The organism is Sulfitobacter sp. M13 (assembly GCF_053474885.1).
This window is the reverse complement of record NZ_CM130281.1, coordinates 495,001-508,436: the sequence shown is the minus strand read 5'-3', so window position 1 is coordinate 508,436 and position 13,436 is coordinate 495,001. Positions and strand designations below refer to the sequence as shown.

Annotated in this window: 9 protein-coding genes, 1 tRNA gene and 2 rRNA genes (1 of these 12 running past the window's edge); 8 read left to right on the top strand and 4 right to left on the bottom strand. The window is 52.5% G+C overall.

The features are described from left to right. The first annotated feature begins 21 nt into the window (after window positions 1-21). Entirely contained in the window at window positions 22-2,574 is a 2,553-nt protein-coding gene (locus tag ACVBAU_RS02345; protein WP_448327657.1) for an RNA-binding domain-containing protein, read from the top strand. 664 nt (window positions 2,575-3,238) lie between these two features. Here ACVBAU_RS02345 and ACVBAU_RS02340 read toward each other — a convergent pair. Then, window positions 3,239-3,964 (bottom strand): O-methyltransferase, encoded by a 726-nt coding sequence (locus tag ACVBAU_RS02340; protein WP_413838811.1) that lies wholly within the window; start codon window positions 3,962-3,964, stop codon window positions 3,239-3,241. A gap of 187 nt (window positions 3,965-4,151) precedes the next feature. Here ACVBAU_RS02340 and ACVBAU_RS02335 point away from each other — a divergent pair, with 187 nt between their 5' ends. The 7 genes from ACVBAU_RS02335 to ACVBAU_RS02305 all read left to right on the top strand — a co-directional run bounded on the left by ACVBAU_RS02335 (window position 4,152) and on the right by ACVBAU_RS02305 (window position 11,052). Beyond that, window positions 4,152-4,883 carry a hypothetical protein gene (locus ACVBAU_RS02335; protein ID WP_413838809.1) on the top strand — a complete coding sequence of 244 codons (732 nt, stop codon included), beginning with the start codon at window positions 4,152-4,154 and terminating at the stop codon, window positions 4,881-4,883. Between the two features lie 636 nt (window positions 4,884-5,519). After that, entirely contained in the window at window positions 5,520-7,049 is a 1,530-nt protein-coding gene (istA, locus tag ACVBAU_RS02330; protein ID WP_448326274.1) for an IS21 family transposase, read from the top strand. Window positions 7,050-7,061: 12 nt separating this feature from the next. Beyond that, window positions 7,062-7,823 carry an IS21-like element helper ATPase IstB gene (gene istB, locus ACVBAU_RS02325; protein WP_448326272.1) on the top strand — a complete coding sequence of 254 codons (762 nt, stop codon included), beginning with the start codon at window positions 7,062-7,064 and terminating at the stop codon, window positions 7,821-7,823. Between the two features lie 75 nt (window positions 7,824-7,898). Further along, a complete protein-coding gene (locus tag ACVBAU_RS02320; protein WP_448327654.1) occupies window positions 7,899-8,423 on the top strand; it encodes a hypothetical protein in 525 nt (174 codons plus the stop codon). 79 nt (window positions 8,424-8,502) lie between these two features. Continuing rightward, window positions 8,503-8,943: a hypothetical protein gene (locus ACVBAU_RS02315; protein WP_448327652.1), complete on the top strand. Its 441-nt coding sequence runs from the start codon at window positions 8,503-8,505 to the stop codon at window positions 8,941-8,943. Between the two features lie 193 nt (window positions 8,944-9,136). Next, window positions 9,137-9,352: a hypothetical protein gene (locus tag ACVBAU_RS02310; protein ID WP_448327650.1), complete on the top strand. Its 216-nt coding sequence runs from the start codon at window positions 9,137-9,139 to the stop codon at window positions 9,350-9,352. Then, window positions 9,349-11,052 carry a recombinase family protein gene (locus ACVBAU_RS02305; protein WP_448328886.1) on the top strand — a complete coding sequence of 568 codons (1,704 nt, stop codon included), beginning with the start codon at window positions 9,349-9,351 and terminating at the stop codon, window positions 11,050-11,052. The genes ACVBAU_RS02310 and ACVBAU_RS02305 overlap by 4 nt, the downstream gene beginning before the upstream one ends. Here ACVBAU_RS02305 and ACVBAU_RS02300 read toward each other — a convergent pair. The 3 genes from ACVBAU_RS02300 to ACVBAU_RS02290 form a co-directional block, all read right to left on the bottom strand. Beyond that, window positions 11,009-11,085 (bottom strand) — tRNA-Met (locus ACVBAU_RS02300). The two genes, ACVBAU_RS02305 and ACVBAU_RS02300, sit on opposite strands and share 44 nt — an antisense overlap. A gap of 74 nt (window positions 11,086-11,159) precedes the next feature. Further along, window positions 11,160-11,274, bottom strand: a 5S ribosomal RNA gene (rrf, locus tag ACVBAU_RS02295). Between the two features lie 89 nt (window positions 11,275-11,363). After that, window positions 11,364-13,436 (bottom strand): 23S ribosomal RNA (locus tag ACVBAU_RS02290); it runs 764 nt beyond the window's last position.

Here is a 13,436-nt window from a genome sequence, read left to right as displayed (position 1 = left end):
AAACTTGGGAGAGAAAAGGTTATGAAAACGGAGTCTTCAGCTCTAATTGATGCAGTATCATCGCAAAGCCTTCCCAACGAATTTGATAAAATTTTTGGCGCTATTTACGATCTTAAGAACGAACAGTTCCTTCTTCAAGAAAACGTTTTACTTGATTACAAAGAGAATTTTCCATCAGCAAGCGATTCCGATTATCGTTCTGGATTGTTGAAGCTCTTTATATCGCTCTACAACACCTACGGTGGGATTGTTGTATTTGGTGTGCGAAATGAAGACTTCCGACCAGTCGGTGTGCATGGCCAGTTTGATATCGAAAAATACAATGCGCTGCTGACAGACTTGTTCGGCGTGCAAATAGAGCTCATTCGTAAAAGCTATAGCGTGATGGTTTCCGGTGAACGAACAAATATTTCTGCAGTGCTCGTTCCCAAACGCAAATCTGTAACGCCAGTTAGGGCCAATAGAGATTACCATCAAATCAAAAAGGCCACTCTATATATAAGAGAGCGCCATGAAACAAAAAATGCCGAGAGCCATCACCTTCCACTTGCGTTTTCTCAGCGAAGTGATCCGTTTACGGAATCTGAGGGGTATGTATCAGGAATTCAGTATTCGTCCCCTCCGTCACCTTCGACATTGCCAAATTTTATTGGGAGAACTGATCTTGCGTTCAACCTTTGGAATTGGTTCGTCTCCGATCGAAAGCCCAGAATTTATCTATCAGGCGCTGGAGGCTCGGGAAAAAGCACCTTGGCGTATGAGTTTTTGGACCAGGTAGCTTTGAACTGGCAAGGTATAATGCTGCAAAACTGGGAACACTTGGATTTTGCATTATTCGTATCCGCAAAAGAAACGGAGCTAAATCCAAGCACAGGAACTGAGCAAAACTTTATGCTGCGTCAGTTTAACGATTCAGAAGGTCTATATCGCACAATTCTTCTGAACATAGGTGGATACTCAAAGGATGAAGTCGAGGGTCTTCATGTAGGGGCGCTTATCGAAAAAATAGGTAATCTGTTCGACCAGTTCAATGGCTTACTTGTGATAGATGACATTGATTCACTTAGCAGAAGTGGGCATGACACAGGAGAAGAAGACCTTTTCTTATTGTGCAGTCAAGCGAATAAGAAAGTCAAAATAATATACACTCTCCGAAATGATGCTTCTTACGCCAAAAACTCAGCTATCCCAGTGCCTGGTCTGGATCGGAGAGCTGAACTCCCGGCATTCTTAGAAGAATGCTGTAAACTTTTTAATACATCGATGCCCGATGAAGAAATGATCGAATGTATTGCACAGGAAACGTCGTGCCTTCCACTACTGGTGGAAACCATAGTGGGTTTGCGCATGAATAGCAGTTCGTACCAACAGGCGCTTAGGGATTTCAATGAAAAGGGCGGAGACGGGGCAAGAAAATATCTATACCAGCGCGAATATGAAAAGCTAAATGGGTCCGATGGGCGAAGTCGTCAAATCCTTGCCGCGCTTATGGAGTATAACGGTAAACTTGGATTCGATGCAATACGTGCAATTACTAACGCATCTTCGGAACAAGTCCGTTCTGGCATTAACGAGACTGCAAGCATATTTCTAAAGATCTCTACCGACGACGACGGCTCGACGGGATACAGCCTTTCACCTTCTGCGCTTAATTTTGTCCGCACAGCTTCACAGCGGTTGGGGTTCTACCCGGCTGTAAAAAGAGCAGTAGAGCACTTTAGAGCGGATGTGGCCAAGTCTACGCCCCGTGAAGCTGCTAAGATTCTCGAATTTGAGCAGCTTTTACGCGCTCATAAGTTTGATCAAATTATCTCTGAGGTCAATCAACTTAGTCAAACTGACACAATTCGGGTCAACCCTAAGTTCTCTTCCGTCTTAGGTCAGTCATACGTTCAATCATCTCAACCAGATTATTCTAAAGCAAGGGAACTATTCCAATCTGCTGAGAGTTTCGGGTATCAAGATGTCCTTATGATGCGGGCTTGGTTCTATGCGGAGCGAAAAACTGGATATCGCTTTGGCGAGGCCATTGAAGTTTGCCAGAAAGTAGCAAATAGCCCGGCATTTTCTGATATGCATAGATCTGAATTCCATTCGAAGATTGGGGATTGCAGGTCGATGCAAAGCCGAGCGATTTCTGGTGCTGGAAACCCTGACAAAGTTTCGTTATTAGCCCAATCAATAACATCGTACATGTGGGCCATGCATTTCGCGCGCGCGCTGAAGAAATTCGATCGCGAGAAGACCGGCGATTGGTTGATTCGCGTAATGGTTAGCTATGTTGCTTTGACAAATGGCGACTTCGGAATTCTCTACAGGAGTTTGGAGGATTCAGCACGGATTGGCCTGGTCATAGACGTAGAATCTGCGAATGTGTTTTTTGGTCCGATTTCCACAGTTTCCAAATCACGCGATTTGAAACTGTTGCGGACTGCCCAAGGAACGTTGAAGAGTGGCTCGGCTAGGATGCAAAAGACAGTAGGCAAGCGAAACTTCGAAAACATTCGCCCTCTTATCGAGAAGATGGAGGAAGGAATCAAGAATATTGAATTAAGGGTAATGCAACTGAGTTGATATTATTTCCCATATGAATTTTCGCGATTAACTGTAAACCGGCACAGATCTGAATGACATCTGCTGCAAATTTGCTTAGCGCTATTCGAAATATCACATTCAGTGACGTCCGTAGCTCGGTTGAAGATGCATCAAGTGCAACTGAATGCGTCAGTCGTTTACTCACTAAGTAGCTCGCACTCCGGCCCTTCGGTTCTACGTGCGAGCTACGCATTCGCCAGGGGGAAGCCCCCTGGACCCTGGCCGCCTGCGGCGACCTTGGGAGACGTCCAACTCTCCCAAACCCTCAAGGGGCTTTCAGCCCGAGAAAGGGAGGTTTCGCCCACCCCTTTCATCCCCACTCGCAGGGTCGTCGTTCGCCACTCCCCCTGCACCCCCTGGCAGCCTTTCCGTCTGGGACCAAAGATGGGACTTACCTCTCTGGACACTCCAAGGCAAGGACCACTCGCCGTCTGTCCCTGCACCCTGTCTGGCGTCTCCGACGGTCAATCGGCAATTGTTGGTATCGGCCCTTAGCGGACATTTGCCGTAGATTAGGTTGCTGCGATGCAGCTTCCCAAAAGCAGACATTGACAAAATATGCAGCATTCACGGGTGTTGAGACCTGATATGCGGACGTAGCCGCAATTCGTTGTAGGTTTCAACGGTTCTGCTGATCGAAATTCTAAGTCAGTTCTACAATCCCGACCCGATCGCCGATTTGCCACGCCGATGAGATATCAGGTGCCCCGGCAACCTCTTGCCAGCAAGCCCACATATCGTCGGAGAACCGCAGATCGTCAAAGATCACCAAAGATCCTGACTGACTGACCTGCTTTACCAACTCGAATTGAGCCATCACCACAGATTTTGTATGAATGGCGTCTATCAAGGTGATCGTTGCTTTGGGGGAAACCAACGCCAAGTTATCTTCGAATGTCCCTGCTGTGAGCAGGAATTGGTCGCTGATTAACTTAAAGTTCTCACGTGCGATAGAACACCACAATTCGTTTGGCTCGAAGCTGACCAGCTGACCTTTTCCTGAGACGGCGAGGCCTGCCAGCCAATACATACCGCTCGCACCGAAAGCTGCGCCGAATTCCAGGATCGTTTCCGGCTTCTTCTGCGCCGCAAGCCAGGCATAGAACTGGCAGATCCCACGACCTGTCCTTACCTGGGAGATTTTACGCTTTGATGCTGGGCCCGTGCTTGTTGCGTAGTTAGGTATCTGATCGTAACCATCCCAGAGAGGCATCTTACCTCGCTCATCCGTTTTTGAAATCGCTTGTTCGATATTTGCGAACATGTCCTGTTGGCTTGCCGCAAATGCCGCTTGCTGCGTATTGTAGCTCAGAATGAGGTCATCATTGATACCGTGCTCGCCGCGTACCTTCTTTAGGTTCAGTTTCAACTGTGTACTCCGACTGCTCAATTAGGCTTCCCAATAGACGTTGGGAACTTCCGGAAACAGGCTATGCGCTTGAAGGGCAGTGTCCAGTGAAAACATACCCTTGAACGTGACGGATCTTGGTGTTTGAAATTTGATCGGTCATCTGTAGTTTATAACTGCAAGCCGTAAATACATTGAGGCATTTCGAATGGAGCTGACCAAGAGATTACTCGCTTTCGGAATGATTTCAGTTCTGGCATCTGCTGCGACCGATGCGAGTCCATACAGGCCAGCACCACCCTATGACCCAAGCGCGAAATGGTGCGAAGGTGATACTCCGGTAACCGAGGCCCAGAGTTACGGTCCAGATGGTGCCATCGCGCAGGTTGGTCCATATTATTTTCGAATTTGCAGGTGGGGTAATGGAGATAAACATCCATCAAGAAAAGTAATGCATCTCACGTATAATCCTGCTCTGGTAAAAGACCTCTCGACAACCAAGGTGATGGGGGCATTGTTTTTGGTTAGCCACGTTAGCTGGAAAGATCGGCGTGAATTTTTCCTTAAAAATCATGTCGAAACCGGTATCGAAAATATCTCAGGCATGCAGTACAAAGTCTTGATACATGAGTGGATTGGGCAAGCCAATCCTTTCTATCTCTTCGATAGCGGTCCAAAGATTGATGGGTATGAGGTTCCACCCCATTTTTTCAAATGTAATAAGCCGATTGTCCAATCAACCCCGAACAATGCAAACTGCACTATCTATCTTCCTTATCGTCAGATAACGGCACATCTAACAGTTACGGCAAAAAGCACCGCAAAGATACCTGTAGATGGCATTCCGTTGATAGCCATCGAGGCGGAGCGCATGATAGAAACCGCTGATATTACTGATGAGTACGAAACGCTTATCAAAGCGCTGCCATTCATCGAATGATATGTTGCTAAGGGTATTATGCGCTCTTGGCACAAGAGCGGTCGTGCTTCGCTACCCGCCAGAAAGCGTGGTAATCGGGGTCTGCGTCCCGGTAGATAAGCCGCATTTGTCCATGGCGAGTGAGCACGTATGCGGTAACGAATTTTACTCAGATGCATCCCCGCACTTTGGCAAGATTGGGCTTAAACCGAGCCTTCGCTGCGATTGAAAGTGCAACGTGCTGCCGAACGTCTGCTTTCTAAAACGCTGGGTCTATACTTCGCAACCGCAGCGAATGTCTGCTTTCCGCCCATTCAAACCCCCTTAGGGATTTTTTTGACGAGAGGGCTTCCCTCTCGCCGCTCTCCCGGATTTTGTCTCCAATTTTGCTGCGCGGTCTTTGTGACGCGCAGCAAAACTGGAGCCATTTTAGGTCTCCAAAGCTGGTGTCGATTTTCAATCGCATCACAGGAGACCCCATGCGTATTCCGGGGTGATCCGGCCACCTGTACCGATAGCATCCGGCCACCCATACCGATTTGATCCGGCCATGGATTCCGGGGCATCCGGCCACCCCTATTTTGACACGATTTAAGCGACTGCGAGGCGATCTGTAGCAGGGCTACTCTGGCGTTCATTTGAATGAGAGAGAGCCCAATGAAGAGATTGCCAATGCGGAAGATACGGGAAGCTTTGCGGCTTCGATCAGATGGATTTTCAGGACGCCGTGTTGCGCAAAGCCTGTCGGTGGGCCGCGCGACGATATCGGAGTATTTTCGGCGCGCCGATGTTGAAGGCTTGAGTTGGCCTCTGCCAGACGCCTTGTCTGATGCAGACCTCGAGCAGCGGCTGTTTCCCTATAGCCCTGGCGAAGTGCGTGGCAGCGTTGCTCAACCGGACTGGGCCTACGTGCACGCAGAGTTACGGCGCAAGGGTGTGACGCTTTCACTGCTGTGGGAAGAGTATCGCGGGGTTTATCCGGATGGATACGGCTACAGCAGATACTGCGAACTCTATACGCGTTGGGAAGGCAAGCTGTCGCCGGTGATGCGTCAACGTCACCCTGCTGGCGAGCGCCTGTTTGTCGACTATGCCGGCCACACCGTGGATGTTGTCTGTCCCAAAACCGGCGAGGTGCGCACAGCGCAGATCTTTGTCGCAACGTTGGGCGCGTCCAATTACACCTATATTGAAGCGACGTGGACGCAGAGCCTGCCGGACTGGATATCGAGCCATGTGCGTGCCTTTGAGTTCGTCGGCGGCGTACCTGCGCAGTTGATCCCGGACAACCTCAAGGCAGGCGTCACCAGGGCCTGTTTTTATGACCCAGCCATCAATCGCACCTATGCGGATATGGCCAGTCACTATGACACAGCTATTATTCCGGCCCGCCCACACAAACCCAAAGACAAGGCCAAGGTTGAAGGCGCTGTCTTGCTGGCCGAGCGCTGGATTTTGGCGCGGTTGCGTAATCAGCGCTTCTTTGGCCTTGATGAGGTGAACGCGGCCATCCGGCCATTGCTGGATCAACTCAATGGCAAGGTGACTCGCCATCTTGGGGCCAGCCGTCGTGATCTTTTTGAACGCCTGGATCGCCCTGCGCTGAAGGCGCTGCCCGTTGCCCCATACGTTTATGCCGAGTGGAAGCAGTGCCGTGCTGGCCTTGATTACCACGTCGATATTGGCCGCCATTATTACTCAGTGCCACATCAGTTACTGAAGCAAAAACTGTGGGCCCGGATTACCGCACGCACCGTAGAGGTATATTTTAAGGGGCAACGCGTGGCCTCTCACGCCCGCACCTCCGGCAACCGCCAGCACTCGACGCACCGAGATCACATGCCTGCGCATCATCGGTTCCGTGATGACTGGACGCCTGAGCGCATTCGCAGGCAAGCCGTCCGCATCGGCCCAAACGTTGAGATCTTTGTTGATGTGGTCATGCGCAAAAGGCGGCACCCCGAGCAAGGGTATCGCAGCTGTCTTGGCGTCATCAAACTCGCCAAAGCCTTTGGTCATGATCGCCTGGATGCCGCCTGCGCCCGGGCGCTTGAGATCAACGCCCATTCCTACTCATCGCTACATTCCATTCTAAAGAATGGTCTGGATCGCAAGCGCCGCGACCCCACCACGGACGGCCCCGCGATCACTCACCCCAATATCCGTGGTGCGGATTACTTCCACTGAAGAGGACAAGATATGCTTGATCATCCAACCTTGGATCAGCTCAAATCACTCAGGCTCGACGGCATGGCGGAAGCCTTTGCTGAGATGCAAATACAGGACGGTGCAGCCGCGCTCAGCCATGCCGAATGGCTGGGGCTGCTCGTCGACCGTGAGAGCGCGAGCCGAGAAACCAAACGCTTTGAAAGCCGCATGCGCACCGCAAAATTGCGCCACGTCGGCGCATCGCCCGAGGACATTGATTACAAATCCCGGCGCGGTCTCGACAAAGCCGTGTTCCAGCAGATGTTGACCGGGCGCTGGATCAAAGACCGTCGTAACCTGATGATCACGGGCCCCTGCGGCGTGGGCAAAACGTGGTTGGCTTGTGCGCTCGCGCAAGCCGCATGTAGGGACGGCGTCACCGTGCTCTACAAACGTATGCCGCGTCTCTTTGACGAGTTGGAGCTGGCCCATGGCGACGGACGCTTCCCACGCCTGTTCAAAGCCCTCACCAAAACCCGGCTGCTGATCTTGGACGATTGGGGCCCAGACCGTCTCAACGCCAGCCAGCGGCGCGACCTGATGGAGATCGTCGAAGACAGATATGAAGCCGGATCAACGCTGATCACCAGCCAATTGCCCATCGACGCCTGGCATGACGTGATCGGTGAACCTACCTTCGCAGATGCCATTCTCGACCGTCTCGTACACAACGCATATCGCGTCGAACTCGACGGCCAGAGCATGCGAAAAACCAAACTCAAAACAGGTGACGAAAGCGCCCAAAACGGTTAACCAAAAACTCAGGCCTCGCAGCCGCTAAACAAGGGCGGCCGGATACACCGGTTTAGGTGGCCGGATGTTGTCGGAATGACCGGCCGGATGCACCGGAATACGCAACCCCAGATGTATCAATTCCCCAAACCATTCGTGCCCGCCTTCGAATGGCAGAACCTTGTCGAACGCGGCGATGTCGTCTTGTTCCGGTATCCTCTCGCGGACGACGAATACGATGCCTCCACGGACACGCGGCCCAAACGTCGCCCCTGCTTAGTTCTCGACGTGTTTACCAAAGGCGGGACCTGCTTCATCGAACTTGCCTACGGCACGTCAGCACCTACCAATGCGAACCGCGGTTACGAGGTGAGGGTCGGGGAGTTGGCGTCCTGCCACGCAGCTGGCCTGAAGCGGCCGTCGCGCTTTGTCTGCGCGCGTCGGATCATCGTCAGCGTTAATCATTCTGGTTTTGATGACGACGACGATAGCGGAACACTCATCGGTCGTCTGGACCCGCCACTTATCAAGCGGATGAATGCCGTGCAGGCACGACTACAAGCCGACGCTGATATACGGGCAGCCGCGCAAGGAGAACGCCGCGAAGACCGGGCACGATAGTCGCGCGTAGTTCGCGGTTTCCTTTTGGGAACCGCGCCTTCGAGCGACCCCGCACCCCAAATATCAAAGGATAAAGACTATGGAACTACCGTTCACATCAGGCACAGAAGTTACCCCAATGGCAGCGGCCTGCTACCCGCTTGCGCGCGCCGCTGCGACAGGCATTGAACAGGATGTCCTCGACCTCATTTCGCCAAGGCCAAAACGCATGGCGCAAGAGCTCGCGGCGCTTCTTCAGCGTGGGGCGATCTTCGACAAAGGCGTTCTCGCAAAGCTGCACGATCTTGTGGGCGTGCTTGATGCCGAGATCATTGAAGGAACCTATGTCGATACGCATTACGATCACAGCGCGGAGAACGTGTCCGATACGCAGGATTGGGGAGAGGAGCGGATGACGCCGGAAGCCGATCGGCTAACCAACGCACTGGGAGTGCTAGTTGAGCTCTACGTAACGCTTTCGGCTGTGCACGATCTGCTTCGTGCCGAGAAGGCCCTTCAGGGGCTGCGCGCAGCAGCCTGACCGAACATGCGGGTTTAGACACCCCGCATCAGGCGCGCTGGCGACCCTTCTGCTGCTACAGATGTCAGTGCGCTGCCCATAAAGAGACGCCCGCACAGATCATCTCTGTGCGGGCGTAGACGATCAACCCTTAAGGGCCACCGTGTCTCGTCGTGTTGTTGGTTTTGTGTGTTCACAACCGAAGGAGAAGCGAATGACCCTCACAAATCTGATCGACCTGATAGCTGAAGTTGCCGCCAAGCGGGCCACCGAAGAGGGCAGAACGAAGGAAGAAACACCAAGCGCAGTGATTTGGATAATAGTTAAGATTTCGGCCAGATTATGGCAGCCTTTCCACAATCTTTTCAATTTTGGATTGTATTCCAAACAAAGGCGACCCAGATTTGCGGGCCAAGGAGATTCTAAATGACGGTCAAACCTCGCGTGGCAATCTATGCCCGCTACTCCTCGGATATGCAGAACCCGAAGTCTGTTGACGATCAGTTCAGCGAATGCCGTAAATACGCAGAACGCAACGGCTATGAGGTCGTCAAAGAATACGCCGACGCCGGGATGTCTGGTGCCCTACGGGACCGCCCTGGATTTCAGGCGCTGCTCGACGCAGTTCACGCACGCTCATTTGACATCGTTCTGTTCGAACACGTCGACCGCCTTGGGCGTGATCTTGAACGGGCCTCGAACTTCTACAAGGCTGCGACCTTCGCAGACATTGAGCTACACCAGTTGGGCAAAGGCAAACTCGGCCTGCTCGACATCGGCATTATGTCCACGATGGCGCAGATATTTCTTGAAGACCTCGCCCTTAAAACACGGCGCGGCCTGCGCGGAAAGTTTGAACGGGGTCAAAGCGCAGGCGGCAAATCTTACGGTTATGCCCCCCGCATCGGGCAAGACGGTCTGGTCCAGAAAGGCCACGTCAGTATTGACGACAATGAAGCTACTATCGTGCGCCGCATCTTCACGGAATACGCATCCGGCTTGTCACCCCTCAAGATCGCGGCACAACTCAACGCAGACGGCATCCCCTCTCCTGCCGCCAACACCAAACGCGCTACCAGCGGCCACTGGAAGCAAAACACGATCAATGGCAATCCAACGCGTGGCACCGGCATCTTGAATAATGAGCTTTATATCGGGCGTCGCGTCTGGAACCGACTACGCTATTCCAAACACCCTGAGACCGGCAAACGGGTCTCGCGTCTTAACCCTTGCGAGGATTGGGACGTTCAGGAGGTGCCTGACCTACGGATCGTCGACCAAGATATGTGGGACGCCGTCAAGGCTTTGCAGAGCGAGCACAAGAAGGTGCGCATGGTAAAACCAGCAACGGACAAGAAAGGCCTGTCGGTCGGTCAATCGTTTCGGCGACGCAAATATCTTTTGTCTGGGTTGATGAGCTGCGGCCAGTGCGGGGGTAATCTTACCGTGGCAGGCAGTGGCAAAGCTCGCCGTTACTACTGCGCCAACGCCAAAGAGAAAGGCGCGTCAATCTGCACCGGTATGCGCGGACTGAAAGAAGCAGACGCGGCGACCTCGATCCTGTCTGGCCTCAAGTTTGGCCTGATGCAAGATGAGGCCTATGCAGAGTTTCGGGAGAACTTTCTGGCGCGCAAAAAGGCGGAAGCAGAAGAGAACGGTCAAGTGCTCAAACTGCACGACAAAACCATTCACGAGTTGAAGACCAAGATCGCGAACATTGTGCGTTCCGTTGAAGATGGCGATGCGCCAACCTCTTTGACTGCACGCTTGAAATCACTGGAAGCCGACCTCAAAGCCGCAGAAGTGAAACGCAAGGCCATCAAGCCTACCCCGGTCACATTGCCGGAGGACCTCCCTGTCTTTTACCGTGCCCAAATTGACGACCTGGCGGCCACTCTTTCAGATGAGGCTGTCTCGGGTCGTGCGAGCGACGAGCTACATCAATGGGTTGATACAGTGGTGGTCACCTGGGACGCAGAAGCGAAGCATCATGCGCTTGAGCTGCGTGGCAAGCTATTGGAGATGCTAAACGCAACAAGGCCCGCAGGTGATGCGGGCCTTGTTGAATGCGAAAGTTCGCTAAAGTTGGTTGCGGGAGTAGGATTTGAACCTACGACCTTCAGGTTATGAGCCTGACGAGCTACCGGGCTGCTCCATCCCGCGCCGGGTGCCAATGAGTATGTATTGGCTTATTAATTGTCATCGCAGAGAGATACGTTATTTAGAGGTTTTGCTAGGTTTGGCGGTGACCTACTCTCCCACGTCTTAAGACGCAGTACCATTGGCGCAGTAGCACTTAACTGCCGAGTTCGGGATGGGATCGGGTGTTTTGCTTACGCTATGACCACCAAACCGAGTAAAACCTCTAAATGTCCAAGTCAGTACAACTGATTGTATGTGTATGCTTTTGTCTCAGTAGATTAGTCTTTCTTCTACTGGATCAAATCAAGCCTATCGAGCAATTAGTACCAGTCAACTGAACGTATTACTACGCTTACATCTCTGGCCTATCGACGAGGTGGTCTACCTCGGCTCTCAGGGATACCTTGTTTTGAGGGGGGCTTCCCGCTTAGATGCCTTCAGCGGTTATCCTGTCCGATCATAGCTACCCAGCACTGCTATTGGCATAACAACTGGTCCACCAGTGGATCGTTCACCCCGGTCCTCTCGTACTAGGGGCAACTCCTCTCAAGTATCCTACACCCACGGAAGATAGGGACCGAACTGTCTCACGACGTTCTAAACCCAGCTCACGTACCTCTTTAAACGGCGAACAGCCGTACCCTTGGGACCTGCTCCAGCCCCAGGATGAGATGAGCCGACATCGAGGTGCCAAACACTGCCGTCGATATGGACTCTTGGGCAGTATCAGCCTGTTATCCCCGGCGTACCTTTTATCCGTTGAGCGATGGCCCTCCCACTTGGGACCACCGGATCACTATGGCCGTCTTTCGACTCTGCTCGACTTGTCAGTCTCGCAGTCAGGCTGGCTTCTGCCATTGCACTCAACGAGCGATTTCCGACCGCTCTGAGCCAACCTTCGCGCGCCTCCGTTACGATTTAGGAGGCGACCGCCCCAGTCAAACTACCCACCACACAGGGTCCCGGATCCGGATAACGGACCGCGGTTAGACATCAAGCAGAACAAGGGTGGTATCTCAAGGGAGGCTCCACGCAAACTGGCGTTCACGCTTCAAAGCCCACCACCTATCCTGCACATGTTCGGCCTAATGCCAGTGTGAAGTTGTGTAGTAAAGGTGCACGGGGTCTTTCCGTCTAACCGCGGGTAACCGGCATCTTGACCGGTAATTCAATTTCGCTGAGTCTATGTTGGAGACAGCGGGGAAGTCGTTACGCCATTCGTGCAGGTCGGAACTTACCCGACAAGGAATTTCGCTACCTTAGGACCGTTATAGTTACGGCCGCCGTTTACCTGGGCTTCAATTCAGAGCTCTCACCCCTCCTTTTAACCTTCAGGCACCGGGCAGGCGTCAGACCCTATACGTCGTCTTACGACTTCGCAGAGCCCTGTGTTTTTAATAAACAGTCGCCACCCCCTGGTTTGTGCCCCCAGCCCGTACTTGCGTACAGACCGGGCCTCCTTCTCGCGAACTTACGGAGGTATTTTGCCGAGTTCCTTCAACATAGTTCTCTCAAGCGCCTTGGTATTCTCTACCTATCCACCTGTGTCGGTTTAGGGTACGATCTAACGATGGAGCTATTTCCAGGAACCTCTAAGCAGCCCATTCAATCCGATAAGGATGAACTACCTTCGAGATCCGTCACTTCCATCTGGCCCAGGAATATTAACCTGGTTCCCATCGACTACGCCTTTCGGCCTCGCCTTAGGGGTCGGCTTACCCTGCTCAGATTAGCTTTAAGCAGGAACCCTTGGATTTTCGGCGAGAGTGTCTCTCACACTCTTTGTCGCTACTCATGTCATCATTCTCACTAGTGATCTCTCCACGGGATCCCTCACAGGCCCGCTTCACAGAAAGCTCCTTGTGTCCAATTCCACCCGAAGGAGGATAAGGACACATGGAACTATGTCACACTACGCTCTGCTACCATGCACTAAATGCATCCTAAGCTTCGGCTCATGGCTTGAGCCCCGTTACATCTTCGCCGCAAGACAACTTATTTAGACCAGTGAGCTGTTACGCTATCTTTAAAGGATGGCTGCTTCTAAGCCAACCTCCTGGTTGTTTTGGTCGTCTCACCTGCTTTCCCACTTAGCCATGAATTAGGGGCCTTAGCTGTAGGTCAGGGTTGTTTCCCTCTTCACAACGGACGTTAGCATCCGCTGTGTGTCTGCCATCTAGTACTCCTCGGTATTCGGAGTTTGGTTAGGATCAGTAAGCCTGTGGGGCCCCATTACCCATCCAGTGCTCTACCCCCGAGGGTATTCGGATGACGCTCTACCTAAATAGATTTCGCAGAGAACCAGCTATCTCCGAGTTTGATTGGCCTTTCACCCCTAGGCACAGCTCATCCCGATCCTTTTCAACGGATGT